28 protein-coding genes and 1 tRNA gene are annotated in these 26,224 nt (G+C 70.6%); 16 read left to right on the top strand and 13 right to left on the bottom strand.

Annotated features, from left to right (window positions below):
* Nucleotides 1–167: 167 nt before the first annotated feature.
* Together EXE51_RS10035 and pyrE are read left to right on the top strand one after the other, a co-directional pair.
* Nucleotides 168–3,440, top strand: a complete 3,273-nt coding sequence (locus EXE51_RS10035; RefSeq protein ID WP_241990623.1) for a PAS domain-containing protein — start codon at nucleotides 168–170, stop codon at nucleotides 3,438–3,440.
* 71 nt (nucleotides 3,441–3,511) lie between these two features.
* Nucleotides 3,512–4,066 carry an orotate phosphoribosyltransferase gene (gene pyrE / locus EXE51_RS10030; RefSeq protein WP_049931385.1) on the top strand — a complete coding sequence of 185 codons (555 nt, stop codon included), beginning with the start codon at nucleotides 3,512–3,514 and terminating at the stop codon, nucleotides 4,064–4,066.
* 27 nt (nucleotides 4,067–4,093) lie between these two features.
* On the opposite strand, the gene EXE51_RS10025 is transcribed toward pyrE, so the two are convergent.
* On the bottom strand, nucleotides 4,094–5,056 hold the full coding sequence (locus EXE51_RS10025; protein WP_049931384.1) for a MoxR family ATPase: 963 nt from the start codon (nucleotides 5,054–5,056) through the stop codon (nucleotides 4,094–4,096).
* A gap of 129 nt (nucleotides 5,057–5,185) precedes the next feature.
* Here EXE51_RS10025 and EXE51_RS10020 point away from each other — a divergent pair.
* Nucleotides 5,186–5,270, top strand: a tRNA-Ser gene (locus EXE51_RS10020).
* Nucleotides 5,271–5,328: 58 nt separating this feature from the next.
* Here the strand turns inward: EXE51_RS10020 and EXE51_RS10015 are convergent.
* Genes EXE51_RS10015 through EXE51_RS10005 form a run of 3 tightly spaced genes read right to left on the bottom strand, consistent with a single transcriptional unit; the run spans nucleotide 5,329 to nucleotide 8,607 of the window.
* Complete coding sequence (locus EXE51_RS10015) at nucleotides 5,329–5,952, bottom strand: hypothetical protein (RefSeq protein WP_049931383.1); 624 nt, start codon at nucleotides 5,950–5,952, stop codon at nucleotides 5,329–5,331.
* 4 nt (nucleotides 5,953–5,956) lie between these two features.
* Nucleotides 5,957–7,759 carry a glycine--tRNA ligase gene (gene glyS / locus EXE51_RS10010; RefSeq protein ID WP_094553017.1) on the bottom strand — a complete coding sequence of 601 codons (1,803 nt, stop codon included), beginning with the start codon at nucleotides 7,757–7,759 and terminating at the stop codon, nucleotides 5,957–5,959.
* Nucleotides 7,759–8,607 (bottom strand): CBS domain-containing protein, encoded by an 849-nt coding sequence (locus EXE51_RS10005; protein WP_049931381.1) that lies wholly within the window; start codon nucleotides 8,605–8,607, stop codon nucleotides 7,759–7,761. The genes glyS and EXE51_RS10005 overlap by 1 nt, the downstream gene beginning before the upstream one ends.
* 358 nt (nucleotides 8,608–8,965) lie before the next feature.
* Between EXE51_RS10005 and EXE51_RS10000 the strand changes: the two genes are divergently transcribed.
* Complete coding sequence (locus EXE51_RS10000) at nucleotides 8,966–9,187, top strand: hypothetical protein (RefSeq protein ID WP_086216502.1); 222 nt, start codon at nucleotides 8,966–8,968, stop codon at nucleotides 9,185–9,187.
* Between the two features lie 56 nt (nucleotides 9,188–9,243).
* Here EXE51_RS10000 and EXE51_RS09995 read toward each other — a convergent pair whose 3' ends face one another.
* From EXE51_RS09995 to EXE51_RS09985, 3 genes are all read right to left on the bottom strand, one after another.
* Nucleotides 9,244–10,140, bottom strand: a complete 897-nt coding sequence (locus EXE51_RS09995; protein ID WP_137692622.1) for a ketopantoate reductase family protein — start codon at nucleotides 10,138–10,140, stop codon at nucleotides 9,244–9,246.
* A gap of 82 nt (nucleotides 10,141–10,222) precedes the next feature.
* Nucleotides 10,223–11,407 (bottom strand): pyridoxal-phosphate dependent enzyme, encoded by a 1,185-nt coding sequence (locus EXE51_RS09990; RefSeq protein ID WP_137692621.1) that lies wholly within the window; start codon nucleotides 11,405–11,407, stop codon nucleotides 10,223–10,225.
* Nucleotides 11,407–12,363: a succinylglutamate desuccinylase/aspartoacylase family protein gene (locus EXE51_RS09985; RefSeq protein WP_049931377.1), complete on the bottom strand. Its 957-nt coding sequence runs from the start codon at nucleotides 12,361–12,363 to the stop codon at nucleotides 11,407–11,409. Before EXE51_RS09985 ends, EXE51_RS09990 begins: the two co-directional genes overlap by 1 nt.
* 152 nt (nucleotides 12,364–12,515) lie before the next feature.
* Here EXE51_RS09985 and EXE51_RS09980 point away from each other — a divergent pair, with 152 nt between their 5' ends.
* Nucleotides 12,516–14,708: a caspase family protein gene (locus EXE51_RS09980; RefSeq protein ID WP_137692620.1), complete on the top strand. Its 2,193-nt coding sequence runs from the start codon at nucleotides 12,516–12,518 to the stop codon at nucleotides 14,706–14,708.
* 1 nt (nucleotide 14,709) lies between these two features.
* On the opposite strand, the gene EXE51_RS18130 is transcribed toward EXE51_RS09980, so the two are convergent.
* Nucleotides 14,710–14,841, bottom strand: a complete 132-nt coding sequence (locus tag EXE51_RS18130) for a hypothetical protein (RefSeq protein ID WP_255376745.1) — start codon at nucleotides 14,839–14,841, stop codon at nucleotides 14,710–14,712.
* 217 nt (nucleotides 14,842–15,058) lie between these two features.
* Between EXE51_RS18130 and EXE51_RS09975 the strand changes: the two genes are divergently transcribed.
* Both EXE51_RS09975 and EXE51_RS09970 read left to right on the top strand, forming a co-directional pair.
* Complete coding sequence (locus tag EXE51_RS09975; RefSeq protein ID WP_086216063.1) at nucleotides 15,059–15,307, top strand: hypothetical protein; 249 nt, start codon at nucleotides 15,059–15,061, stop codon at nucleotides 15,305–15,307.
* Between the two features lie 107 nt (nucleotides 15,308–15,414).
* Complete coding sequence (locus EXE51_RS09970) at nucleotides 15,415–16,212, top strand: winged helix-turn-helix domain-containing protein (protein ID WP_089308061.1); 798 nt, start codon at nucleotides 15,415–15,417, stop codon at nucleotides 16,210–16,212.
* A gap of 225 nt (nucleotides 16,213–16,437) precedes the next feature.
* On the opposite strand, the gene EXE51_RS09965 is transcribed toward EXE51_RS09970, so the two are convergent.
* Complete coding sequence (locus EXE51_RS09965; protein ID WP_049931373.1) at nucleotides 16,438–16,971, bottom strand: inorganic diphosphatase; 534 nt, start codon at nucleotides 16,969–16,971, stop codon at nucleotides 16,438–16,440.
* A gap of 353 nt (nucleotides 16,972–17,324) precedes the next feature.
* Here EXE51_RS09965 and EXE51_RS09960 point away from each other — a divergent pair, with 353 nt between their 5' ends.
* Nucleotides 17,325–17,675 (top strand): PadR family transcriptional regulator, encoded by a 351-nt coding sequence (locus EXE51_RS09960; protein ID WP_049931372.1) that lies wholly within the window; start codon nucleotides 17,325–17,327, stop codon nucleotides 17,673–17,675.
* A 105-nt stretch (nucleotides 17,676–17,780) separates the two neighbouring features.
* On the opposite strand, the gene EXE51_RS09955 is transcribed toward EXE51_RS09960, so the two are convergent.
* The gene (locus EXE51_RS09955; RefSeq protein WP_241990618.1) at nucleotides 17,781–18,557 is read right to left on the bottom strand and encodes a hypothetical protein; all 777 of its coding nucleotides are present in this window, start codon (nucleotides 18,555–18,557) and stop codon (nucleotides 17,781–17,783) included.
* Nucleotides 18,544–19,140, bottom strand: coding sequence for a ribonuclease HI (gene rnhA, locus EXE51_RS09950; RefSeq protein ID WP_049931370.1), 597 nt, complete (start codon nucleotides 19,138–19,140; stop codon nucleotides 18,544–18,546). Before rnhA ends, EXE51_RS09955 begins: the two co-directional genes overlap by 14 nt.
* Nucleotides 19,141–19,252: 112 nt before the next feature.
* Here rnhA and EXE51_RS09945 point away from each other — a divergent pair, with 112 nt between their 5' ends.
* From EXE51_RS09945 to EXE51_RS18240, 7 genes are all read left to right on the top strand, one after another.
* Nucleotides 19,253–19,678 carry a pterin operon protein gene (locus EXE51_RS09945; RefSeq protein WP_094494403.1) on the top strand — a complete coding sequence of 142 codons (426 nt, stop codon included), beginning with the start codon at nucleotides 19,253–19,255 and terminating at the stop codon, nucleotides 19,676–19,678.
* Nucleotides 19,679–19,718: 40 nt separating this feature from the next.
* Nucleotides 19,719–20,057: a hypothetical protein gene (locus tag EXE51_RS09940; RefSeq protein WP_137692619.1), complete on the top strand. Its 339-nt coding sequence runs from the start codon at nucleotides 19,719–19,721 to the stop codon at nucleotides 20,055–20,057.
* 30 nt (nucleotides 20,058–20,087) lie between these two features.
* The gene (locus EXE51_RS09935; protein WP_137692618.1) at nucleotides 20,088–21,083 is read left to right on the top strand and encodes a transcription initiation factor IIB family protein; all 996 of its coding nucleotides are present in this window, start codon (nucleotides 20,088–20,090) and stop codon (nucleotides 21,081–21,083) included.
* Nucleotides 21,084–21,134: 51 nt separating this feature from the next.
* The gene (locus tag EXE51_RS09930; protein WP_137692617.1) at nucleotides 21,135–22,061 is read left to right on the top strand and encodes a hypothetical protein; all 927 of its coding nucleotides are present in this window, start codon (nucleotides 21,135–21,137) and stop codon (nucleotides 22,059–22,061) included.
* A 65-nt stretch (nucleotides 22,062–22,126) separates the two neighbouring features.
* Nucleotides 22,127–23,452, top strand: a complete 1,326-nt coding sequence (gene nreA / locus EXE51_RS09925) for a DNA repair protein NreA (RefSeq protein WP_137692616.1) — start codon at nucleotides 22,127–22,129, stop codon at nucleotides 23,450–23,452.
* 62 nt (nucleotides 23,453–23,514) lie between these two features.
* Nucleotides 23,515–23,652 carry a hypothetical protein gene (locus EXE51_RS18245; protein ID WP_394348087.1) on the top strand — a complete coding sequence of 46 codons (138 nt, stop codon included), beginning with the start codon at nucleotides 23,515–23,517 and terminating at the stop codon, nucleotides 23,650–23,652.
* Nucleotides 23,627–23,788, top strand: coding sequence for a hypothetical protein (locus tag EXE51_RS18240; RefSeq protein ID WP_394348086.1), 162 nt, complete (start codon nucleotides 23,627–23,629; stop codon nucleotides 23,786–23,788). The genes EXE51_RS18245 and EXE51_RS18240 overlap by 26 nt, the downstream gene beginning before the upstream one ends.
* A 37-nt stretch (nucleotides 23,789–23,825) precedes the next feature.
* On the opposite strand, the gene EXE51_RS09915 is transcribed toward EXE51_RS18240, so the two are convergent.
* Both EXE51_RS09915 and EXE51_RS09910 read right to left on the bottom strand, forming a co-directional pair.
* Nucleotides 23,826–24,122: a rubredoxin-like domain-containing protein gene (locus tag EXE51_RS09915; RefSeq protein WP_089308066.1), complete on the bottom strand. Its 297-nt coding sequence runs from the start codon at nucleotides 24,120–24,122 to the stop codon at nucleotides 23,826–23,828.
* Between the two features lie 170 nt (nucleotides 24,123–24,292).
* Entirely contained in the window at nucleotides 24,293–25,291 is a 999-nt protein-coding gene (locus tag EXE51_RS09910) for a radical SAM protein (protein ID WP_086220720.1), read from the bottom strand.
* Nucleotides 25,292–25,416: 125 nt separating this feature from the next.
* On the opposite strand from EXE51_RS09910, the gene EXE51_RS09905 reads away from it, so the two are divergent.
* A complete protein-coding gene (locus EXE51_RS09905) occupies nucleotides 25,417–26,139 on the top strand; it encodes a DUF6517 family protein (protein WP_094552646.1) in 723 nt (240 codons plus the stop codon).
* Nucleotides 26,140–26,224 lie beyond the last annotated feature (85 nt).

Below are 26,224 nucleotides of genomic sequence, written 5' to 3'. Positions count from 1 at the left end.
TCCCGTAACGGATGTCTGCTGAGCCGACGCTCCACCTCGGCGAGCCGGTGGACACGGCGTGAGGAGAGCTCCCCGCGGAGACGCGCGTCCGCCGAGCGAGCGAGGTCGCGAGCGACGCGGACCGGGACCCGGACCGGAGCGTCGATCCGGCGAGGGTCGTCGTCAGGCTGTTCGACGACGAGACCCGAGGTGACCGCGACGCGCCGGAACTGAACGGCGACGGGGCCGCGAGCCGGGGGATCTCGGTCGAGCGCGACGCGGCCGCGCTCGACCGCCTCGAATCGGTCCGCGACCGCTACCCGGACGCGGCCGTGCTCGCCTACTCGGCGGGCGACAACGCGGACGCGGCCATCGACGCGAGCCGGCTCGGGATCGAGTACGTGTCCGGGCGACGGCTCGCGGCCGACGGCGAGACGCTCGCCGACCGCGTGGAGGCGATCGATGGCGGACGCGACGACCGCGACGGAGCGGGGACAGGGCCGGCACACGACGGACCCGAACCGGAACCGACGACCGCGGGCGGGCGGGAGTTCCTCGAACCGTTCGTGCGGATCGTCTCGGACCGGTGCGCCGACCTCGACGAGCAGGTCGACGCCCTGCTCGACCTCGGGCGAGACTACCTCGACCTGTCGATCGGCTACTCGTCGCGGGTCGAGGGCGACCGGATCGAGATCCAGCGGTACCGGGACTCGACCGGGCTCGTGGAGTCGATCGCGGCGGACGAGCTCGACGACGACGGGACGCTCCCGCTAGAGCTGACCTACTGCCGGCGAACGGTTCGCGGCGGTGCCGGCGCGGGACCGGAAAGCGACGGGGCGCCCGGAAGCGGCGAGGAGAGCGGAGTCGACGGAGCGACCGAAGGCGGGTCGGAGACCGGAGGCGACGGCGCGGCCGAGGGCGACTCGGGCGTGGTCACGATCACCGACCCGGAGGCGGCGGGGCTGGCCGGCGATCCGGCGTACGAGCGGTCCGGCGTCGGCAGCTACGTCGGCGGTCGGGTCGTCGTCGACGGCGAGGTGTACGGGACGCTCTGTTTCCTCGACGTCGAGCCCCGCGACCGCCCGTTCGACGCGTCGGAGCGGCTGTTCGTCGAACTGCTCGCGGAGTGGCTCGGCGGCGCGATCGAGCGCGAGGTGGTCCGCGAGGAGCGGGCGGCGGCCGTCGACCGGTTCGAGGAGACGCTCGACCGGATCGAGGACGGGTTCTTCGCGCTCGACGACGAGTTCCGGTTCACCTACGTGAACGAGGCCGCCGCGACGCTGCTCGACCGCGACGCCGACGAGCTGATCGGCGCCGACATCTGGGCGGAGTTCCCGGCGGCGCTCGGGCGGAAGTACGAGCGGAACTACCGACGGGCGATGGAGACCCAGGAGGTCGTCTCCTTCGAGGACCGGTACGAGCCGCTCGACCTGTGGACCGACGTGACCGCCTACCCCTCGCCCAACGGGCTCTCCGTGTTCTTCGCCGACGTCTCCGAGCGGAAGCGCCGCGAGCAGACGCTCGAACGGCTGCTCGGGACCGTCGAACGCGTCCAGCGGGAGAGCGACGCGGACGGGGTCGCCGAGCGGCTGGTCGAGGCCGCGGACCAGATCCTCGGCTACCAGATAAGCGGCGTGCGGCTCTTCGACGAGGACGCGGACCTGCTCCGCCTCGCCGCCACGAGCGAGGGGATCGGCGACGCGTTCGCCGCCAGCCGGGACCCGCGACCGCCGAGCGAGGGGATCACCGGTGCGGTGTTCCGAGACGGCGAGACGTGGGTGTGCGACGACCTCGCGACCGACGAGCGGCTCGCGTCGATCGGCGGCGGCCCGTCGAACGGCGACCGGACCGAGTACCACGGGATGCGGTCGTTCGTCGCGGTTCCGCTCGGGGACCACGGCGTGTTCATCGTCGGGTCCAGGGAGCCGGACGCCTTCGGCGAGAGCGACGTCAGCGTGCTCGAACTGCTGGCGACGAACGCCGTCGCCACGATGGACGCCAACGACCGGCGCCGGCGGCTCCGGACCTACGAGGACGCGCTGAAGAACGTCGACGACATGGTGTGCGTCCTCGACGGCGACGGCGCCGTCACCTACGCCACCGGGCCGTTCGCCGAGTGGGTCGGCGCCGGCGGCACCGGGGACATCGTCGGTCGGCGGCTCGACGCGCTCGTCGCCCCGGACGACGCGGAGCGCGTGGTAGACGCGGTCGGCGCGCTCACCGGCACACCGGCCGAGGTCGCGGGCGGTCGAGAGCCGACGAGGACGGTCGACCTGAGCGTCGAGCGCGACGGCGATCGCGGACCGCGGCACGGCCGACTCCGGCTGTCGTCGCTGTCCGACCGCGGGGGCGGCGTCGTCGGATCGCTGTCGGACACGACCGACCTCTTCCGGACGCGGACCGAGCTGTCGGCCGAGCGCGACCGCTTCCGGCGGCTGTTCGACCGGATTCCCGACCCGGTGATAGAGGTCGTCTTCGAAGACGACGAGACGGTGATCGACGGCGCCAACCCGGCGTTCGAGGCGCAGTTCGGCGTGGACGAGGCGGCGCTGCGCGGCCGGACGATCGAGGCGTTGGACATCCACGACTACCGGCTGGGAGACAGCGTCGAGGCGAGCGCCGTCGAGGCGGCGGACCTCGACGCGCTGGTCCGCGAACACGGCTTCGCCGCGGAGGAGATCAGACGACAGACCGTCGAGGGGCCGCGGGAGTTCCTCTTCCGCGGCTTCAGCTACGAGACCGAGGGCGACCGACGCGCCTTCGGCATCTACACCGACATCACCGACCGGAAGCGCCGCGAACGCTACGTGCGGATCGTCAACCGGATCCTCAGGCACAACCTGCGGAACGAGCTGAACGTCGTGTTCGGCTTCGCCGGCGAAATCGCCGATCGGACCGACGACGACCGGATCCGCGACTACGCCCGGCGGATCGAGACCACGGGCAAGCGGCTGACCGACGTCGCCGAGGGGGCCGGGACCCTCCGGGGGATCGTCGAGGAGGGGTACGCGACCGACCCCGAGCCGGTCGACGTGGGACCGATCGTCGAGGCGGTCACCGCGCGGCACGCGGCCGATCGGCCGGACACGCGGATCACCGCCGACGTGCCGGCGGGGATCGCGGTGCGCGGCGACGACCGCCTCTCGGTCGCGATCGATCACCTCGTCGAGAACGCGGTCGAACACGGCGGCGACGCGCCGCGCGTCGCGGTGAGCGCCGAGCGCGACCCGGACGGCGGGGTCGTGCGTGTGAGCGTCGCGGACGACGGGCCGGGGGTGCCGACCGCGGTACGGGAGGTGATCACCGGCGTCCGCGAGGTGACCCAGCTACAGCACAACACCGGCGTCGGGCTGTGGATCGCCGCGTGGGTCGTGGAGGCGTACGGCGGCGAGATCCGGTTCGACGACGGCCTCGGCGGCGGGGGAACGACCGTGACGCTCGTCCTGCCGGCGGCGGAGTGAGCGGGGCGGGAGAGAGACGAGCCCCTCCGCGTTCCGACCCGTTTATTGTCGGCCGCGGCCCTTCTCGGCGTATGACCGACGACGACCGACGACGCGAGCTGATCGCGGCGCTCACCGCCGCCGACGCCGTCCGGTTCGGCGAGTTCGAGCTGTCCCACGGCGGGACGAGCGACTACTACGTCGACAAGTACCTCTTCGAGACCGACCCGGACGCGCTGACGCTCGTCGCCGAGGCGTTCGCCGACCGGCTGGCCGACGCCGACGCGAAGCTGGCGGGAGTCGCGCTGGGCGCGGTCCCGCTGGTGGCGGTGACGGCCGCCGAGCTCGGTCGTCCGTACGTCATCGCGCGCAAACAGGCGAAGGAGTACGGCACGGGCAACCGGATAGAGGGGCGCCTCGGCGACGGCGAGGAGGTCGTCGTGATCGAGGACATCGCCACCACGGGGCAGTCCGCTGTCGACGCGGTCGAGGCGCTGCGGGAGGCGGGCGCGACGGTGGACCGCGTGCTGGTCGTCGTCGACCGCGAGGAGGGCGCGGAAGCGCTGCTCGCCGAGCACGACATCGAGCTGGAGTCGCTGCTCACGGCGACCGAACTGCTGGCGGAGCGGGACGAGAACGCGGAGTAGCGGCGATAGCGGCGGTCGTCGCGGGAGCTACGCCTCGGCCGCGTCCACCGTCGGCACCGCGACGCGGTCGAGCACGTCGGCGATCACGTCGCGCTCGTCGACGTCGTTGACGGCCGCGTCCGGCGTCAACACGAGCCGGTGGGCGAGCGTCGGCTGCGCGACCCGCTTCACGTCGTCGGGCGTGACGAACTCACGGCCGGCGATCACCGCCGCCGCGCGGGCGGTCTCGAAGAGGCGCTGTGTCCCCCGCGGGGAGACGCCGGCCTCGACGCGGCGGTCCTCCCGGGTCGCCCGCGCGAGCGCCGCCGCGTAGCGGAGCAGATCGTCCTCGACGCGGACGGACTCCGGCACCTCCCGCAGCGCCGCCACGGAGTCGGGATCGAGGACGCGCTCGACCGTCGGCGACTGCTCGACGCGACCGGCGCGGCGGCGGAGCAGCTCCAACTCGCCGTCCTCGTCGGGGTAGCCGATAGAGGTCTTGATCGTGAACCGGTCGAGCTGGGCCTCCGGCAGCGGGAACGCGCCCTCGCTCTCGACCGGGTTCTGCGTCGCGATCACGTAGAAGGGGCTCGGCAGGGCGTGCGTCTCGCCGTCGACGGTCACCTGCCCCTCCTCCATCGCTTCCAGGAGAGCGGCCTGCGTCTTCGGCGGGGCGCGGTTGATCTCGTCGGCGAGCACGACGTTCGCGAAGATCGGCCCCGGCGAGAAGCTGAAGGAGCCGTCGCGCTCGTCGAACACGTTTGTGCCGGTGACGTCGGCCGGCAGGAGGTCCGGGGTGAACTGGATCCGCGAGAACTCCAGACCGAGCGCGGTCGCGAACGAGCGCGCCGAGAGGGTCTTTCCGGTGCCCGGCACGTCCTCCAGGAGGACGTGGCCGCGGGCGAGGATGCCGAGGGTGACGCGGTCGAGGAACTCGCGGTCGGCGACGACCGCGCCGCCGACCTCGCTCACGACGCGGGCGCAGGCGTCGGCCGCTTCGGGGACGTCCATATCCACCGCACGGGAGCCGGGCCGAAAAGCGTTGTCGGCGGAACGGTGGGGTGACGGACCGGCGGTCCGAGACCGCGCCGCGACCGCGATCGAAACGCATAACAGCGGAACCGGCCAACGTCGAGTCGAGCCGAGGTAGCCTAGCCTGGCCAAGGCGGTAGATTCGAAATCTACTGTCCATTCGGACACCGGAGTTCAAATCTCCGCCTCGGCGCTTCTCTCAGTTTCGCCCGGCGAGCGACAGCGCCGCCGTTGCGCTCCGGGCGATGCGCCTACCCGATCAGCGCGGCCGCGAGGAACATGCCGCCGGCGGCCGCCGGCGGGATGGTGAGGTTGTCGTCGACCGCCACGCCGCGGATGAGCGGCGGGAGCCCGTCGGCGATCGCCGCGGGGATCGCCCCCGCGAGCGCGACGATCACGCCCGGATCGGGGCCGAACTCGGGGATCGCGTACGGGACGGCGATCCCGAAGCAGACGAACACCATCGCCGCCACCACCGGGAGGCGCTTCGGCTCCGTCGCCGCGTTCTCGCCGAGCCCGCCGCTTATCGGGTCGCCGACGGAGAGCATCCACATCGCGGGTACGGCGAAGACGGGCGCGAAGACGAGCGCGGTCGCCGCCATCCCGGCCTGATACAGCGCGTACCCAGCGATCCCGTCGGCCTCGTAGTCGCGGACGAGCGCGTCGTACAGCGGGGCGAGCGGGCCGACGGAGTCGGCGAGCCGCAGCGCTTCGAGAGCCCCGGCGATCGCGACGCTGAGGATCAGCAGTCGCCCGGTGGTCTCCCAGGAGATCCAGCCAAGTAAGAACGGGACCGGGTACAGGGTGCCGCTGGCGTGGACCAGCCGCCGCTCGAACTCCACGCGCTCGCGCCACGCGGCGGCCGGGAGACGCACGCCCTCAGTTCCCCGCCGTCTCGACGTCGGTGTCGACCGCGTCGTACCGGTCGGCGACGGACGCGAACGGCTCGCCCTCCCGGAGCGCCGTCAGCTCGTCGGCGAGGTGCGCGACCGGGATCCGGACCTGCGCCGCGGAGTCGCGCTCGCGGAGCGTGACGGTGTCGGGCCCGTCGCCCTCGATCCCGTCGCGGTCGACGGTGACGCAGAACGGGGTGCCGACCTCGTCCTGCCGGCGATAGCGGCGGCCGATCGAGCCGGAGTCGTCGTACGCGACCGCGAGCCCGGCGGCCCGCAGGTCGGCCGCCACCTCGTCGGCGAGCCCGGTCAGGCGGTCGTCGTTGGTGACGAGCGGGAAGACGGCGGCGTCCTGCGGCGCGACCTCGGGTTCGAGCGAGAGGTAGGTGCGCTCCTCGCCGTCGACCTCGTCCTCGCTGTAGGCGTGCGCGAGCAGCGTCTGGACGGTCCGGCCGACGCCGAACGACGGCTCGACGACGTGGGGCGTGATGTGTTCGCCGCTCTCGGTCACCGCCTCGACCGAGAAGTCCGCGACGTCGACGTCGACCGCGTGCGTCTCGGCGTCGTCGCCCTCGCCGACCGTCACCTCGACCGTCTCGCCGTCGAACGCGTCGGGGTCGCGCTCCGCGAGGGCTTCGAGCGCCTCGGCGACCGCGGCGGCGTCGCCGCCGAACTCCGGGCCGAGGACGGACATGTCGGGGTCGACGGTCGCGCGCTCGACCGTCTTCGGCTCGTCGTACCGTTTGAACACTGTAAACGAGTCGTCGCCGTACTCGTCGTGCTTCGAGAGGTCGTAGTCGCCGCGGTACGCGAAGCCGGCGATCTCGATCCAGTCGCCGTCGACCTCGCTCTCGGCGTCCCAGCAGTCGGCGGCGTAGTGGGCGCGCTCGCCGGCGAGGTGCTGGCGGAAGCGGAACCGGTCGAGGTCGACGCCGACGCGCTCGTACCACTCCTGCGCGACGCCGAGGTAGTAGCCGACCCACGGGGAGCCGATGACGCCCTCGTCGACCGCCTCGCCGACCGTCGTGTCGAGGTAGTCGCCGTCGTCGGCCTCCTGCTCCGTCGCGGGGTAGAGGCGGACCTCCACGTCGCGCACGCGGTCGAGCGGCGGCTCGTCCGCCTCGGGGTCGATGAACTGCTCCAACTCGGCCTGCGTGAACTCGCGGAGGCGGAGGAGCCCGCCGCGCGGCGAGATCTCGTTGCGGTAGGCCGGGCCGATCTGGGTGATCCCGAACGGGAGGTTCCCGCGGGCGTACTCCTTCAGCCGCGGGAACTCCACGAAGATCCCCTGGGCCGTCTCCGGCCGGAGGTAGCCGGGTTGGGCGTCGCCGGGGCCGATGTCGGTCGCGAACATGAGGTTGAACGCCTCGACCGGCTGGCCGGCGAGTTCGGTGCCGCAGGCGGGACAGGCGATGTCGTTGTCGGCGATGAGCTCGGCGACCTCTTCGCCGGGCAGCGCCTCGGCGTCCTCGATCTCCGTGACGTCCTCGACGAGGTGGTCGGCGCGGTGGGACGCGCCGCACTCGGGGCACTCGACGAGCATGTCGTCGAACCCCTCCAGGTGGCCGGAGGCCTCGAACACGGCCTCTGGCATCACCGTCGGCGCCTCGATTTCGCGGTTCCCCTCGCGGATGGTAAACCGGTCGCGCCACGCGTCCTCGACGTTCCGCTTGAGCGCCGCGCCCTGCGGGCCGAACGTGTAGAAGCCGGCGGTGCCGCCGTAGGCGCCGTTCGATCCGAAGAAGAAGCCCCGGCGCTTCGCGAGCTCGGCGAGCACGTCCGCGGCCATTATAACCCCTCCAGCAGGTCGACGTCTCGGACGATCCCGTCCAGATCGGTGCCGGAGACGAGCGGGACCTGCTCGATGTCGTTGCTGATGAGCTCTTGAGCGACCTCCTTGGCCGTCCGCGTGGCGTTGACGGTGATGAGGTCCTCGGTCATGAAGTGGCGGACCGCCTCCGCGGGGATCTCGACGTTCCGGGTCGGGAGGTAGCGCGCGCCCGTCGCCTTGATCCCCTCCCACGACCAGTCGGAGTCCTGGTCGGCGATCGAGTCGCCGGTGCTCGCCTCGCCCTCGACGACGCGGGCGACCTCCAGGATGTCGACCTCGGTGAGCATCCCCGCGGTCGCGGCGTCGTCGTCGAGGACGACCGCGTACGGTACCCCCGAGAGCGCGATCTCGCGCTCGGCGACCGGCAGCGGCGTGTCGGTGTGGGTCGCGTTGACCGCCCGGGTCGCGAGCTCGCCCACGCGCGTCTCGCCGTCGACCTCGCCGCGGGCGATCGCCCGCACCACGTCGGTGACGGTGACGATACCGACGAGCTCGTCGCCGTCGACCACGGGGAGCCGGCGCGAGCCCTCGGCGGCCATCGTCCGGGCGGCGTCGACGATGTCGGCGGCGGCCCCGACGGTGGGGACCTCGCGCATCAGCAGCGCGAGCTGGTCCTCGTCCGGCTGTTCGATCAGGTCGTCGCGCGTGACGAGCCCGCGGTACACCTCGTCGCCGTCGACGTCCTTCACGACGGGCACGGACGAGAAGCCGTGCTCTTGGATGTACTCTAACACGTCGTTGCGGCTCCCGGGTATCTCGACGACGACGAGCTCCGAGCGCGGCGTCATGGCGTCTGCGACGTTCATGCCCGTCTTTCAGCGTGACACCTCTTGTATACTGCGAAGGTGTGCGGAGCCGGACCACCGGCACGCGAGGCCGGGCGGCGACACGCGGGAGCGGTCAGCGGCACGCAGGGTCTGGTCAGCGACACGCGGAGCTGGACCGCCAGCGCGCGGGCCCGGGTCAGCGGCGATCGGACCCGGTCAGGCGGGGCCCTACAGGATCCCGCGAGCCGATGTAGAAACCGACACGTTTCGGCGGATCGTCGTTCGGCGGGCGCTCCGCGGAAAGAACCGTCGGCAGAGCGTCCCCGGAATCTCCGATCCGACGGCCGAATTCGATCGCGTTCGCAACTCTTATACGTACTGTGAACTATTCACAACCATGTCACGGAGTTCCACTCCATGGGACGACCCGGACCCCGACCGCCGCCGGACTGCGCTCCCGACGGACCCGGCGCTCGACGCCGCCGACGCGCCGGACGTGATGGCGTCCGTCGACTCGTCGGCGTCGCGGCCGGAGTTCGTCATCGCGGACGTCTCGCGAGAGGACGCGTGGGTGTCGGTCGACGAGACCGACGCGACCGTCCTCGAGGAGTGGTGTTGAGCGCGTAGCCGTCGCCGAGCAGAGCCGCCGTCTCGTTTTCCCGAATCGGTCCCGCATTACCGGAGCCCGCGGGCCGCTTCCCAGCCGCGGATCAGTGACCCGACCGTCCGGCAGGTCGGCGCCGACACGCCGCGCCGGTCGCCCCGGTCGACGATCGCGCCGTAGATAGCGTCGACCTCTGTGCGGCGTCCGTTCGCCACGTCCTCGTACATGGACGACCGGTTCGCCGCGGTGTCGGTGGCGACGCGCTCGACGGCGTCGGCCGCCCGTTCGTCGGACAGGTCTACCCCGACCGCACGGGCGACGCGGGCCGTCTCGCGGGCGGCCTCGCGGGCGACCTCGCCGGCGGGGCCGTCGAGCGTCGGGCCGTTCGCCGTCCGCGCGAGCGCCGACGGTCCGTTGATCCCGGCGTTGACGGCGAGCTTCTCGAAGCGCCGGGCCGGCATGTCCTCGGCCACGACCGCCTCGACGCCCGCCGCGTCGAAGGCGGCGCCGACCCGCGCGGCCTCGGGGCTCGCGCCGCCGGAGAGCGCCCCGACGACGACCTCGCCGACGCCGGTACAGGTGACGCGGCCCGGCTCGGCGAACCGGGCACCGTAGCTCGCGGTGCCCGCGAGGACCGTCGCGTCGAGCGCGGCGACCAGGCGCTCCTCGGTGAGGCCGTTCTGGAGCGAGCAGACGGCGTCGTACTCGCCGGTCGCGAGCGCGCGAGCGGCCGCGTCAGTGTCGTACGCCTTCGTCGTGACCAAGGCGAGGTCGGCTCGCCGGTGCGTCGCGTCAGTGAGCGCGCGCGGCGCGACCCGGGCGTCGACCTCGCCGTCGATCCGGAGCCCGTCCTCCCGAATCTCCCGCATGTGCGGGTCGCGCCCGACGAGCGTCACGTCGTGTGTACGCGCCAGCAGCCCGCCCACGAGGCTTCCGAGCGCGCCGGCGCCGTAGACGAGCACCTCCATGCGCAAAGGGAGGGGCGCCGGTAGAATAGTGGTAACGGTGAGGTCGGTCCGCCTCGCCCGAGAGCCGCCGACCCCGCTCGCCTCAGCTCTTCAGCCCGCTCCCGGTCAGCGGGACGACCACGTCCTCGTCCGGGCGGATCTCGCCGCGCTCGCGGAGGGTCCGCAGCGCCGCGGGCGCGACCGCGCAGGTCGGCTCCGTGTAGAAGCCGGCGGCGTGGAGGCGGTCGAGTTCGCGCGTCGCGGCTGCCTCGGTGACCGCGAGCGCGTCGCCGCCGGTGGCGTCGATCGCCGCCCGGATCTGGCGGTCGCGGACCGGCTCGGCGATCTGGATCCCGTCGGCCGCGGCGTTGACCGTCCCGTCCGGGTCGGCGGCGTCGGGGCCGCGGAGCGCTCTGACGATCGGCGCGACGCCGGCCGCCTGCGCGCCGTAGAGGCGGGGGACCTCGTCGATCCAGCCGGCCCGTTCGAGCCGACGGAATCCGCGATAGGCGCCGAGGAAGAGCGTCCCGTGGCCGAGCGGCGTCACGACGGCGTCCGGGGCGTTCCAGTCGCGACGGAGCGCGATCTCGTACGCGACCGTGGCGGTGCCCTCGAAGAACGCCGGGTTCCAGGCGTGGCTGGCGTACCAGGCGCGTTCGCGGTCGTCGAGCGTCGCGACGCACGCGTCCGTCACGTCGCCTCGGCTCCCCTCGACCCGGACCGGCTCGGCGCCGGCGCGGCGGATCGCGCGGAGCTTCGACTCCTTGGCGTCGGCCGGGACGTAGATCTCGGCCGCCATTCCGGCCCGGGCGGCGTATGTCGCGATCGCGGCGCCCGCGTTGCCGGAGGAGTCCTCGACGACGCGCTCGACGCCCAGCTCGCGGGCCCGCGTCAGCGTCGCGGTCGCGCCGCGGTCCTTGAACGAGCCGGTCGGGAAGACGTACTCCAGCTTGAACGACGCGTTCCACGGTGCGGCTTCGCTCCCCGCGTCTCCCGAGAGCTCGCGGCCCGCGTCCGCGTCGACAAGCGGGGTCATCCCCTCGCCGAGCGTCACCCGGTCGCGGGGGTCGTCCCCGGCGGCGAGCAGGTCGTCGAACGCCCACAGGCCGTCGCGCGCGTCGAACGATTGGGGGTCGGGCGCGGGACCGTCCGGAACCGGGGGATCGGCGAAATCGAGGGGTTCGCCGCACCGACAGCGCCAGCGGTCGCGGTACGTCTCGCCGCACGCGGAACAGCGGAGTCGCCGTGGGTCTCGCCCCCTCGGCGACGGAGCGTCGGGAGCGCCCATCAGTACGTGTCGACGTTCGTCCCGATCGAGCAGACGTACTCCCCCGCGGCCACCTGCGGGAGCCGGCGCGTCCGCCAGAAGATCCCGTCGGTGTCGGCCGTCACGCGCCCCTCCAGCGCGCCGAAGGTGTCGGTCACCTCGAAGAGGACGTCGCCCGCGGAGACGCGCTCGCCGAGCTCGCACTCGAAACGGACCAGGCCGCCGGCGGGCGAGCCGTACTGATCGAAGCCGCGCGCCCGAGTCTGCAATTCGAGCGCGGCGTCGCTGTCGAGGAAGCCGTAGTGGCGGAGCACGTTGAACACGCCCTCGACGCCGTATCGGATCGACTCCTCGTCCCAGCCGACGCAGCCGCCGAGCTCCGGGTCGACGGTCGGGATGCCGTGCTCCGGGCCGGCCCGCGCGAGCTGGCCGTCCGGGCCCTTGATGTCGAGGACGTGCCCGCAGCCGAACGCCTTCGCGAGCTCCAGGCAGTCGCCGTGGAGCCGGTGACGGACGCCGCAGCGCACGCGCGTCTCGTTTATCATCCGGCTCGTCGACCCCTGGTGGAGGTCGAGGATGTAGTCCGCGCGCTTGGCGATCTGGAACGTCTCGTGGGCGATCCGCTCGCTCGTCGTCCCGTCGGCGTCGCCCGGGTACCCGCGGTTCATCTTGCGGTCGTCGACCGGGTTCCGATGTTCGGCGGCCTGGAACGCGAAGTGGTTCACGATGCCGACGACGAGGACCGAGCCGGACAGCTCCGCCGGGTCGAGCCGCGGAACGACGCGGTTGACGACGCCCAACCCGTTCAGCTCGTCGCCGTCGCTCACCGCCTGGACGTACAGCGTCGGCCCGTCGGCCGCGCCGTTGATCGCGGCGACCGGCAGCCGGACGGGGCTCCCGTCTCGCATCTCCCCCACCTCGAGACGGCCCGTGTCCGTCTCGCCCGGAGAGGCGCGGGCCGTTCCCAGCGTTATCATTACGCGAAGGTGGGGCGGCCGGGACTTTATCCGTTCGGTCCGCGGCGATCCGACCGACACAACCTTTATCGCCGCTTTCGCTCAACGGACTGGTACCACCCCCGCGGCGTCGGTCGCCGTCTCCCCGACCGACGGCCGCGGTGAGCCCGCTAATGAGTATCGACATCGACCCGCTGCGCGAGGCCGACGGGATAACCGTCACCGACCACATCGAGAACACCCAGTTCGAGGTGTACACCGACCGGCCGGTCGACCCGCGCCGGCGTCCGGAGTCGGACCACTACTTCCCGGTCGACGCCAGCGTCGCAGTCGAGACCGGGGCGATCGAGATCCCGCGGGTCGCGGTCGTCGAAACGCGCGGCGGCGACGGGGCGCTCCTGACCCACGGGGACTGCTACGAGATGCCCGACGGGATCTACCATGTCGGAATAAATCCCGCGCCGACGAAGCTGTACCTCACCTTCGAATCCGGGTTCTCCGTCTCGACGACCGACCGGACGACCCGGATCGACCTCGACACGCCGGGCACCGTCGGGCTCGGCTTCCGGTCGCTCCACCAGACGCCGGCGGGGACGATCACCACCCCCACGGACCCGGAGTCGCTGATGGACGCCGTCTCCCTGCTCGGCTCCGCGCTTCAGACGACGAGCCCGGAGCGGTCGTTCCCCACTCTGCGGGGTCACCCACCGCTGATCGAGCCCGCCGAGGAGTTCCGCGTCCCGGAACGTGTCGAACCCGTCGAAAGCGGCGTTCGGATCGTCGTCCCGCCCGAGTACCGGTACCTCTACCCGGTCGTCTCGCTGGCGTACTACTTCGCGGCCGACGTGGTTCCCGGCGACGCCCCGCGGATCGAGGGCGACGGCTGGACCTACCCGCTCGAACCGGGGTTCGAGGAACGGACCGCGCGGGTGCTCCGACAGTCGTTCCACATGGACTGTCTCGCCCGCACGGAGGGATTTTACCCGGTCGACCTCCACGAGCGCGAGACGACGGACCTCGACCTCGACTGGAAGCGGCTGTACAACCTGCCGCTCGCGGAGCGACTCGGCGAGTACCTCGAAGTCCCCTTCGAAGATATCAAGCCCGAACTGCCGCAGTGGACGCTGACGACGGACGTCCGTCCCGACCCGGAGAACGTGGAGATGCTCCCGTTCGTCGCCGGCGAGCTGTCGATCGTCCGCTCGCCGGAGACCGTCACACCGGTTGACGACGACGGCGGCGTCGGCGTCGGCTTCTTCGGCGGCGCGGACCGAAGCCCGTCGGCGGCCACGAGGCGAGAGGTCCCGGTCGGCGGCGTCGCGCCCGACGGCGGCGCCCTCGGCGACGCCGAGTTCGTGCGCGGCGGCGCGAGCGCTGGCGCCGAGAGCACGGCCGACACGAGCGCGGGGACTACCCGCGGCGCCGACGCCTCCGCCGAACGCGGCGCCGTCTCGGCCCAGACAGAGTTCGTCCGACCGGAGCCTGTCGACACCGTCGAGCACGCGTGGGTCGGTGACGGCGTCCCGCTCGACGCGAACAAAGCGACGCTCGACGCGTACCACCGCCGGCTCGAAGCGGGCCGGGTCGAGCAGTCGCGCATCTCCGTCCTCGTCGTCTGTAACGACGAGCAGATGCGAGAGGAGGGCAACGTCGCCGACCTCTACGGGCTCCGCGACATGGTCCAGTTCGACATCGAGGTGCGCCACGACCTCACGCGCGCGGAGCTGCGCGAGACCCTCGAATCCGACGTGGACTTCCTCCACTACATCGGCCACGTCGACGACCGCGGAATGCAGTGCGCCGACAGCTACCTCGACCTGACGGACGAAGACCTCGAAATCGGCGTCAGCGCCTTCCTGCTGAACGCCTGCCAGTCCTACCAGCAGGGCGAGGCCTTGGTCCACCGCGGCTCGCGCGGCGGCATCGTCACCCTCTCAGACGTGGCGAACTCCCCCGCAACGACGCTCGGTCGGATCATCGCCCGCCTGATGAACAGCGGGTTCAACCTCCGGACCGCACTTCACGTCGCGAAGCGGGAGTTGATCACGGGTCACCAGTATATTGTGGTCGGCGACGGCGGGACGACGATCTGTCAGAGTCGGAGCGGAATTGCTCCTGTCGTACAATTGGCAAAGTCAGATGATGGATTGTATAGCATGGAAATCGATTCGTACCCGAATGGCCCGTATGGAGTCGGAACAATGACCACGCCCAATGTGGATACAATCAACAGTTCATATTATGTTCCAAGTCATATTCACATGGACTCGGCCAGCAAAGAATCGATTAATCAGTTTGTTGAGCTAGAGACTCTACCGATATTTCTTGAGGAAAAGCTGACTTGGAGCGACCGAGTGGAACTTTAAATCACGGACCGGGGTTGGAGGCCATCGCGTTCGCCGCAGCGGGCGCCGCCTGCGTCAGCAGCAGCAGCGCGGTGAACAGGACGCCGGCCATTTTCGGGTGCTCTGCCACGTATTCCGCCACACTTTCGTGCATATTCGAAAAGTATCAGGATAAATAAATATTAAGATTGTTCTGCGGTTGTATTATAGAGATATTTGAAGTGAGAATAGTTTGTATTAAATTGACATGGCCGCTGAACGCCGAGAAATCGCTCGTTCTGCTCCGATCGACAACGGCTGAGAACCGGCGCGGTCGCGGGATCCACCGAGGACCGCGTTTTTTCACCGCGCGGCGCGGAAGGGACGGTGCCATGACCGACATCGAAGCGGCGATCCGGGAGGCGTTCGAGCACACGGAGTACAACCTCGGAAACGTCGCGGTCAACCGCCGACAGGTCCGCGTACCGGTGATTCAGGAGGGCGCCGATCCCGACGCGCTCCGGGCGGTGATCGAGGAGGCGCTCGGGGCGGACGCGCTCGCGACCGTGACCGTCACGACGGAGCGCATCGCCGGCGAGGACACCGTCGGCACCGTCGTCTCGTTCCGCCATCGGGACTGAGCCGACTGAGGGGCGATTCAAGGGCCAAACGGGGGATTCGGCTCGGACACTTCCGACCGCGACGCGGTACGGTTAACAGGGCGGTACCCGTACACACGGATCACACGATGAGGGCCGAGGACGGACACGACGGCGCACAGTACCTCGCCGGCTCGCCCGTTCGGGTCGCAATACTCCGGGCGCTGCGCGACGACCCGCGGCGCCCGGCGGAGTTGACCGACGCGGTCGACGCGACCCGAACGACGGTCCAACGGATCCTCGGCGGGTTCCGCGAGCGGGACTGGGTGGTGAAACGCGACGCCGCCTACCGGGTGACGCCGACCGGCGAGCGCGTCCACGACGCCTACGAGACGCTCCTGACGGAGGTCGAACGCGGCGAGCGGTACGGCGGGTTCGCCGAGACCCTCGAACGGGCCGGCGTCGACTTCCCGCCGGAAGGGATCCCCGACAGCGACATCACCGTCGCGTCCGAGAAGAACCCCCTCGCGGTCGTCGACCGGCTGACGGAGCTCCTCCACGAGAACCACGGCGGCGAGATCCGGGCCGTCTCCCCGGTCGTCATCCGGCAGTTCAACGACGCGGCGGCCGCGGCGCTCGACGACGGCGCGAACGTGGAGCTGATCATCGACCGCGACGCGGCCGACACGTCGGTCGCGGAGTTCGAACCCGCGACCGACCGCGCGCTGGACGACGACGCCGCGGAGGTGTACGTCAGCGCCGAGCCGATCGAGTACGGGCTCTTCCGCTGCGGTGACGTGGCCTGCGTGGCCGCGTACGACGAGCAGAACAACCCGCGATGCGTCATCGAGTCGACCGACGACGCAGTCGTGGACTGGGTCGACGACGCGTTCGCGTCGCTGCGAGCCGACGCGACGCGGCTCTCGACGGTCGTCGAGCGCGCCTGAGAAGAGACGCGGAGGTCGCTACGCGTCGTCGCCGTCCTCGGCCGCGTCGTCGGCGTCGTCGTCCGGGTCGAAGTTCGCGGGAACAACCGTCGGGTGGTCGATGCCGACGGAGGGCGTGGTGGCGCTCATGACTCTATCAGATGCTAGGCGAACGACACCCTAAAAATTACCCATAGGCATAACGTATCCGTGTACGGACGTCGGATGCGCTACGGTTATACAGCGTTACGCGATCTGTTCGTCGTACAGGTCCTGCGCGTGTTCGATGGCGTCCTTCGCGGCCTGTTTGTCCTCCCAGCCGAGCGTTTCGACCTCCTTGCCGGCCTCGAGGTTCTTGTAGGTCGCGAAGAACTCGTCTATCTCGTCGAGGGTCTGCTGGGGGATGTCGTCGAGGTCCTCGATGTGGTCGAATCGGGGGTCCTCGGTCGGCACCGCGATCACCTTGTCGTCCTGCTCGCCGTCGTCGTCCATCTTCATTAGCGCGACGGGGCGGGCCTCAACGACGCAGCCGGGGAACGTCTGGTCCTCGACGAGCACCATCACGTCGAAGGGGTCCTCGTCGTCGTAGTACGACTGCGGGATGAAGCCGTAGTCGTACGGGTAGTGGACGTTCGAGTGGAGCACCCGGTCTAAGACGACGCCGGGAATGTCCTTGTCGTACTCGTACTTGTTCCGCTCGCCTTTGAGGCACTCGACGACGGCGTAGATCTCGTCCGGCGCGTTCGGTCCCGTCTCGAGATCTTCCCAGAGGTTGGCCATGTGCCCGATGATGGGTGGATGTCGGGCAAAGTCCTTTCGGGATCGCACGGGCGCACGCCGTCCGAAGCCGTCCGGAGTCGTCATCGGCGGATCGGGCATCACCGGCCCGGAGCGGGCCGAGCGCCGGATTTCGGGGTTTCGATCGGACGCCGAACACCAATTCTGGCTGACGGATCGTCGGCGTACCAGCGGACGCGGAATCGATCGGTCGAACGCCCCGAGCCGCCGGATCGAACGCGCATCCGCCGAGAGAGCGCGCCTACCGACGCACTCGGATAAATCCGGGAAGTGACGCATCGCAATGATAGTGACTGTTGAGAAGGATTATAAGTTCGAGCGCCCTCCCTACTACCATGTCAGAGGCACAATCAGTCCCTGATGAGTCGACAGCCGCGAGCGATCTCACCGCGTTCCAGCAGAACATCCTCAGTATCCTGGCTGAGGAGCCCATGTACGGTCTCGCCATCAAGCGGGAGCTCGAGGCGTACTACGGCTCCGAAGTGAACCACGGTCGCCTGTACCCCAACCTCGACGACCTCGTCGACCACGGGCTCGTCGAGAAGAGCGAACTCGACAAGCGGACGAACCAGTACGAGCTCACCGACGCGGGCCACGACGTCGTCCTCGACCAGATCGAGTGGGTCCTTGACCGCTTCGTCACCGACGAGGAACGCGCAGACGAGGTCCGGGCGCTGCTCGAGTAACGAGATCCGGACGCGACGCCGGCGCGATGAGTGGCACCGAACACCGAACGAACATTTTGGCACACGGCGCGGCGAAAGCCGCGTTCTCTTTCCGCTGAGTCGCCGCTACGTCGAATGGTCGTCTCCGCGACCGCCGGCCTCGTCGCCGCCGTCAGCGCCGTCGGGATCGGCGGCGCCCGCGTCCGCGGCGGGACCGTCGACCCCGGCCGCGACCGACTCGATCACCGACAGCGACTCGTCGACCGCGGCGAGCTGCTCGTCGGTCGGCCAGCCGTTGCGGACCAGATACTCCTCTTGGAACTCGGTACGCATCGCCGGCGTGGCGTCGTCGACGGGGCGGACGTAGTGGTTGCTCATGAACGCCGCGAACGTCTCGGCGGTCCGGGCGTGGACGTCCGCCTCCCGCTCGGCGACGGCCTCGGCGACCGCCTCGTTGTACGCGGCCACCTCGCGGTAGCGGTCGGCGTCGCTGGGGCCGGACAGCGACACTTCGACGGCGCGCTCGGTGTCCTCGACGCGGTCGAGCTGGACGGTCCCGTCGTCCATCCACTCGTCGGGGTACAACACGAGCGCGTCGTCCTCGTCGCGGACGCGCGCGGTGTAGCCGTACTCGGCAGCGAGGGCGTCGCGCCGCTCCCGGTACTGGTCGGCCGCCTGCTCGATCTCCGGCGTCGGCTCCGCGGACTCGGCCTCGCGGGCGAGCCGCGTGAGCCGCTCCGCCTCGTCGACCGCCTCGACCGGGACGTCCGGGACGCGCTCGTCGTCGGGTTCGGGCGTTTCCGCGGTCGCGGAGTCGTCCGCCCCCTCGCCCGCCGCCGCGTCCATCATCTCCCGCGCGCGCTCCTTCGCCCACTCCGGCGGTTCGTCGTCAGTTCGCGTCATCGAGTGCCTCGTTCGCCAGATCGTCGGCGCGTTCGTTTATCTCCCGCGGTACGTGCGCGATCGACCACCGGTCGAACCGCTCCAGCAGCTCCCGGGCCCGGACGCGACGCTCGCGGAGTTCCGGGTCGTTGGTGTTCCACTCGCCGCGGACCTGCCTGACGATCAGCTCCGAGTCGCCGCGGACGTCGATCGCGTCGAAGCCGTACTCGTCGGCCGCCTCCAGCGCACGGACCAGCGCGGCGTACTCGGCCTGGTTGTTCGTCGCGCGGCCGATCGGCTCGCCGCCCTCGGCGACGACCCCGTCGGACGTGACCAGACACCAGCCGACCGCGGCCGGACCGGGGTTGCCGCGGGAGGCGCCGTCGAAGTAGACGTGCGCGCGCCCGCCGCCGTCGCGCAGCAGGGCGGTCAGGCGGGTGGGGTCGCTCCCCTGGACGACGACCTTGTCGTCGTACGCGACCGCGACGGCCCCGTCGCGGTCGGCGCGCCACCGCTCGTGTGGCGTGTTGCCCTCGTCGATCCGAACGCCCGCGTCGGCGAGGCGCTCGCGCGCGGCGGCCGGGTCGCAGTCGATCGTCGGCATTCGGCCGGACTCCGCGCTCGCCGGACAAAGGGCTGTCCGTCCGCCGCCGGAAAAAAGCCCGAACGGATGAGGCGCAGCCGACACGGGCGGTGCGTCCCTCGATCACGACGCGATGACCGCGTCGAACGTCGAGTCGAACCTGCTGGCGTCGCTCGACGCCGTCCGAGAGCGGTCCGGCACGGTCGTCGTCACCTGTCGCTACCGGTGCGCGACCGGGTCCGAGTTCGGCGGCGAGTGGCGCGGCGTGCCGGTCGGGCCGCTCCTCGACGGGGCGCCGCCGGACACGACCCACCTCCGCGTCGAGTCCGCGGACGGGTACCGCGCGCACGTCGCGGTGCGAGAGGCGCTCGACGCCGTCGTCGCGACGGAGCGCCTCGACGGCCCGGCGGACGGCCTCCCGCGGCTCGTCGGCCCGGGATTCGACAGTTCGCAGGCCGTCAGGGACCTCGCGGCGCTCGCGCCGGTCGCGCTCCCGCCCGACGCCGACCCCGTGCCGGGGACCGTGGGCGGAGACGGGTCGGAGCCGGGCGGCGAGTGAGACGCGAGGGCATAAACCGGGAGAGACCGGGTACCGACGCATGAGTCCCGCGACGCGAGACGCTGGCGCGACGGACGGGTCCGCGGCCGGAGAGTCGCGGGCGGCCGACGACGCGCGGGGAACCGACCGCACCCTCCCGACCGTCGTCGGCGTCGCGGGCCCGCGCGGGTCGGGGAAGACGTCGCTGATCGAGCGACTCGTCGACGCGTTCGCCGCGGTCCGCGAGGCGGTCGACGCGGTCGATCCGCCGGAGTCGCTTGACCGACTGGACGGGCCGGGGGGCGAACCCGCGGCGTCCGGGGGGCGTTCCGACGAATCCGCGTCCGACTGGACGTCGCACGAAGGTGTGGTAACGACTCGCACGGTAACGAACTTTTAAGTTAAACGGATTGGATAGCATATAAATGCGATGACACGGCCCACCCGGCAACGGGATCACGACCGGCAGCGCGTGGGGGACGAGGACGCCGAGGAAGACGAGATCGACGTCGAGGCGATCAAAGACGTCGACGAACTGGACCCCGAGGACTTCGATCCGGAGGATCTCACCCGGACGGCCGACGGGGAGCTGATACACGAGGAGACGGGGATGATCATCGAAGACGAGCAGATCGATCCCGGCCCGGAGTGGCGCGCGTTCAACCACTCGGAGCGGCAGGAGAAGTCGCGCGTCGGCGCCCCGACGACGAAGACGATGCACGACAAGGGGCTGACGACGACGATCGACTGGAAGGACAAGGACGCGTACGGGCGCTCTATCTCGTCGAAGAAGCGCTCGCAGATGCACCGACTGCGAAAGTGGCAGGAGCGAATTCGAACCAAGGACGCGGGCGAGCGCAACCTCCAGTTCGCGCTCTCGGAGATCGACCGCATGGCGAGCGCGCTCGGCGTCCCGCGCTCGGTGCGGGAGGTCGCCTCGGTCATCTATCGACGCGCGCTCAACGAGGACCTCATCCGCGGCCGCTCCATCGAGGGCGTCTCCACCGCCGCCCTCTACGCCGCCTGCCGCAAGGAGGGCATCCCCCGGAGCTTGGAGGAGATTTCTGAGGTGTCTCGTGTCGACCGAAAGGAGATCGGCCGGACGTACCGCTACATCTCCCAGGAGCTCGGGCTGGAGATGCGGCCGGTCGACCCGAAGAAGTACGTCCCGCGGTTCTCCTCGGAGCTGGAGCTGAGCGAGGAGGTCCAGTCGAAGGCGAACGAGATCATCGAGACGACCGCCGAGCAGGGGCTGCTCTCCGGAAAGTCCCCCACCGGCTACGCCGCCGCCGCCATCTACGCCGCGTCGCTGCTCTGTAACGAGAAGAAGACCCAGCGCGAGGTCGCCGACGTGGCGCAGGTCACCGAGGTCACCATCCGGAATCGGTACCAAGAGCAGATCGAGGCGATGGGGATCCACAGCTAACGGCCCCGCGGAAGCGGCACGGTTTTTCTCCTCGACGTTCAATCGCGAGACATGCTGGTCTGCGGAACCCACCGCGGACTGTATCGGCTCGACGGACCGCACGACGACCCGACGCGGACGGCCGAGTGCGGCCGCGTCCACGAGGTCGCACCGAGCGGCGACGCGCGGCTCGCCGCGACCGCGGACGGGCTGTTCCGGTCGCCGGACGGCGAGGACTGGCGACCGCTCGACGGCCCGGACGACCCCGTCTCCGTGCTCGCCGGCCCCGAGACCGTGTTGGTCGGGACCGGCGACGCCGACGTGCTGCGCGCGCGACCGGCGACCGACGGGTGGCGCTTCGACCCGGTCGGCGACCTCGGCGCGCACCCGCACGGCGACCGCTGGCGGGACCGCGCGCCGAGCGGGGCGCCGAGCGTCAGGACGCTGGCCGTCCACCCGGACGACGGCGTCCTCGCGGGGTTAGAGCCCGGCGGCGTCTACGCGTTCGGCGGCGACTTCTGGCGGCGGTACGGGGAGGGCGTCCACGACGACGTCCACGACCTGCGCGTGCTCGGTGACGGGAGCGTGGTCGCCGCCACCGGGAACGGGCTCTATCGGACGGACGGCGGCGACCGGTGGTACCGGCTCGATACCGACTTCCGCGACTTCTGGGCGAACTACTTCCGGGAGTCGGTCGTCCACGACGGCCGCCTCTACGCCAGTGCGAACCGCTGGGGACCGGAGGCGCCCGCGGGCGTGACCCTCTCGGCGGCCGCGGGCGACCCCGCGTTCGACGCCGTCGCCGATCCGTTGCCCGCCGCCGATCCGGCGTTCGCGATCTCCTGGGCGGTCGTCGACGGGGCGCTCGTCGGCGGGACGATGCGGGTCGACGAGGACGGGTTCGCGCCCGAGGCGTCGGCCCCGCTGATCCGCCGCGAGGGCGACGAGTGGATCCTCGGAGCCGAACTCCCGGCCGGCGTCACGTCGCTCTCGACCTGACCGTCCCGCGCCGCGGGGCCGCGGCGGCGACACCGTCAAGTCCGACTCGCCCCTACGGTCGGCGAATGCGGCTCGACGAGTTCATCGAGTACGAGGCGAACGAGCGGGCCGAGCGGCGGCGCCTCGCGAGCGAGAAGGACTACGGCATCCTCGATCACCTCGACTCCTTCGAGCGGCGCTTCGACGAGCACGTCTCCGACGACGCCGTCGTCGGGAGCGTCTCGCCGTCAATCTTCGTCGGCCGCGCCGACTACCCGAACGTCTCGACCGGCCTGCTCTCGCCGGTCGGCCGCGAGGAGCGGGCCGAGGCGTTCGAGACCTCCGCCGCGTGGTACGAGGAGGGCGTCTCCATCTCTGACGTGTTCGACCGTCGGACGAGCCTGCTCAACTCGACGCGGGGGGTCGACGTGGCGGACGCGGGGGCGAGCGGCGGGGTGAAGTCGGTCGGCGAGGGCGGACCGGCCGAGAGCGTTCACGACGCGTGGGACGGTTGGCTGGGCGTCCAGCGCGAGATCGCCATCGCGGACCGGCCGGTCGACGTGGAAATCGGGCTCGACGGCCGGCCGGACCTCGACTTCGAGGTCGGCACGGAAGACATCAAGACGCCGACCGGGCCGCGCGCGGCGGCGCGCACGGCCGACCTCGGCGAGAACCCGCACGTCCCGCGGCCGGTGAAGAAGACGCTCGAAGACGACGACTGGCGCGCGGAGGGGGCGATGACGTACCTCTACCGCCGCGGGTTCGACGTGTACGAGATTAACACGATCCTCTCGGCGGGGGCGCTCGGGCGCGGCGAGAACCGTCGGCTCGTGCCGACGCGCTGGTCGATCACGGCCGTCGACGACACGGTCGGCCAGTTCCTCCGCGGGTCGATCCGCGACAACCCGACGGTCGACCGGATCGAGGTCCACCGCAACGAGTACCTCGGCAACGCCTTCTGGGTGATCTTGGTGCCGGGGCGGTGGGAGTACGAGCTCGTCGAGATGAAGTCGCCCGGGTCGATCTGGAACCCGGACCCCGAAGCGGGGGTGTACCTCGCGGCCGCGAGCGAGGGCCGCGAGGGACGGACCGGCTACGTCGAGGAGACGGCGGGCGCATACTACGCGGCGCGGCTGGGCGTCTTGGAACACCTCGACGACCGCGGCCAGCAGGCGAAGGCGCTCGTCGTGCGCCACGTCTCCGACGACTACTGGGGTCCGGTCGGCGTGTGGCAGGTGCGCGAGGCCGTCCGCGACGCCTTCGAGGGGGAGCGGGGGACGGCGGAGACGTTCGGCGAGGCGGTCCGCGGCGTCGCCGACCACCTGCCCGTCTCGCTCGGCCGGCTCCGCCGGAAGTCGACGCTGGCGGCGGGGCTACAGGCGAACCTCGCGGACTTCGTCGACGCGGAGTGAACCGGCGGGCGAAGGGTCCTCGCCGCCGATCCGTTTTAGTCGCGGGCCCGAGTGGGCGGCGTATGGTCCCTCTCGCCCTCGCGTTCGGCGGCGTCCCCGGCGGTCCGGAGCTGGTGATCGTCCTGATAATCGCCGTCCTCCTGTTCGGTCCCCCTCGTTCTCGTCGGGGGTGCGGTGCTCTACCTCACGACTCGGTCTGACGACGGGTCCGAGGACGGTGCGTCCGGAGCGGGAGGGCCCGACGCCGAGCGGATCGCGGAGCTGGAAGCGGAGGTCGAGCGGCTCCGAGAGAAGGTGGATGACGGGGCGCACGAGGAGGAGGGCGAGCGGGCCTGAGCGGCGCCGCCGCGTCGACGCACTCGCGGCGCGTCGATCAGTCCTCTGCCCAGTAGTACAGTTGCTCGCGCGGCGCGTCACAGTTCGGGCAGTTCGCCGGGAGCTGGTCGCCGATCTCACCCATCTCGCCGCACTCCCAACAGCGCCACATCACGTACGCGGTGCCGAACACGTCCCTGGCGTCGGTGAGCGCCAGCGTGTCGGTGCTCGACGGCGACGCGACGTAGAAGCCGTCGTCGTCGACGCCGCGGATCGACCCGAGCCGCTCGCCGTCCTCGTTGTACACCGCCTGTCCGATGCTCACGTCGGCGAATACGGGTTCGTCCGAGGCCATACGCGGCAATAAGTGCCGGTAGTACATAAGTGTGGTACCAAATGTCACGAAGCGTAGCGAGGAGAGTGGCGGCGAGGGGGCCGGAGCGCGGCCTCGGAGTCGGGACCGGCGGGACAAGCGATTCGACCGGAACAGGAGGTGCGACGGGGGTGGGGAGTCGGCGGAACCGGTCAGGCGACCGGCGTGCGCTCGACGACGGTCCCGTCGACGGTCGGGTACTGTTCGACGATCTCGCCTTCGTCGAGGTCGCCGTCCTCGATCATCTCCTCGAGGAGCCACCACGCGACCTCGACGTGGTTCGACTTGACAGTGTAGAACTCCTCGGGCACGCCGAGCGCCTCGAACCGCTCGGGGTCGGCGAACGCCTTCCCGTAGACGAGCGTCCCGTCGTCGGTCACCTCGTCGAACTCGCGGCGGATGTTCTTCGCCATCCGCTTGAGGCGGTTGCGGTGTTGGGCGGCGTCTTTGAACACCGACGTACAGAAGTACACCTTCTCGTGGCTCGCCATCTCTTCGAGGATGGCGTCGTCCTTCGACCCCTCGACGGCGGACATGTGGCCCTCCTGTAGTTCGAAGCCCTCCTCTTGCATCCGGCGGTAGTTCCCGTCGGACATCTCGAACTCGTTGATGTTACAGAACTCGGCGGCGCCCTCGTCTAAGAACTCCAAGAACTCCGGCTCCGCGCGGATGCCGGGGATCTCGAAGGCGGGGGTGAGCCCCTCCTCGCGGGCGATGTGGAGGATCTCCTCCCACTCGGTGCCGTGCATGTCGCCCCACATCTCCAGCGGCGGGTGGAAGCGGATCTCGTCGAGGCCGGCCTCCGAGAGGCGGCGCATGTTCTCGCGGCCGCCCGTGATGCCCGTGTAGAGGTGGGTGTGGTGGTCCTCACCGAACTCGTCTTTCAGCAGTTCGAGGTACCGGGTCGTCTTCGCCATCGCCTCCTGCGGTTCGCCGCCGGTGATCGAGGTGCCGAGCGCGCTCATGCGCTTGGCCTCCTCGATCACGTCGGAGTCGGACTCGACCTTCCGCTCGTTGGCGTACACGTCGGTGACGTTCTTCCGGTTCTCTCCGAGGGGGCAGTAGAAGCAGTCCCGCTGGTCGCAGTAGCCGTAGACGAAAAGCACCATCTTCCCGCCCTTGGCGCACTGTTCGCAGCCCTTGGAGATCATCTACCCCCTCCTACCGGCCGCGGCCTCAAAAAGCGTCCGAACCGCGCGCTCCCGAGAGAGCCGTTGGCACGGCGGAGCGGCACCGAACACAAAGTATGTACCCCCGCATGGTGTCAGTAGCGGCCATGAATCGGAACCCGAACGCCGAGAACGCCGCGGAGAACAGTAACGCGAGCGACGCGGTCACCCGTCGCCGGGCGCTCGCGGCCGGCGGTGCGGTCGGCCTCGCGAGCCTCGCCGGCTGTACCGCGCTCGACGTCGCGACCGGCGACGGGCCCGCGGAGTTCGCCGCCGGCACCGCGACGGTGGCCGACGCGACGCTCTCGGAGAGCGGGTACGAGCTCAACGAGGTGTCCGACGAGACGATCTCCCGAGAGGTCGAGGCGGCCGGACAGACCCGAGAGGTCCGGGTGACGAACACCGTCGCGGAGTACGACAAGGCGGTCGAACTGCTCGGCGAGCGCTACCAGGCCGCCGTGTTCGCCGCGGTGACGACGCCGCAGATAGAGGTCCTCGGCCGGGCGCTCAACCCGATCGCGGAGATGGGAACCCGCGAGCGCGCCGAGCTCATCCTGAGCCGCTTCGAGAACGTCGGCGGCTTGGAGCGCGGCTCGGAGTACTCGACGAGCGTCCTCGACACCGACGCGGCGGTCGTCGTGTACACGGTCGACGCGGAGATCGAGGGGACGGGCGTGACCACCGAGCTGGAGCTCCACATCGGCGAACCGGTCGGCGTCGAGGACGACTTCGTCCTCCCGCTGGCGGCGTACCCGGCCGCGTTCAGCGACGGCGAGAACGTCCGCCGGATGATGAACGGGGTCGAACACGAGCCGACCGACGAGAGCTGACGGCGAGGCGACGCAGTCGGCGGATCGCGTGCGACGCGGAGGGGCGACGCGAGCCGAAAACATATGTCGTCCCCTCGCGTAGCCC

Origin of the sequence: Halorubrum sp. CGM5_25_10-8B, assembly GCF_005435095.1 — an archaeon.
GTDB classification, from domain to species: domain Archaea; phylum Halobacteriota; class Halobacteria; order Halobacteriales; family Haloferacaceae; genus Halorubrum; species Halorubrum ezzemoulense.
This window is presented reverse-complemented; position numbering and strand designations above follow the sequence as displayed.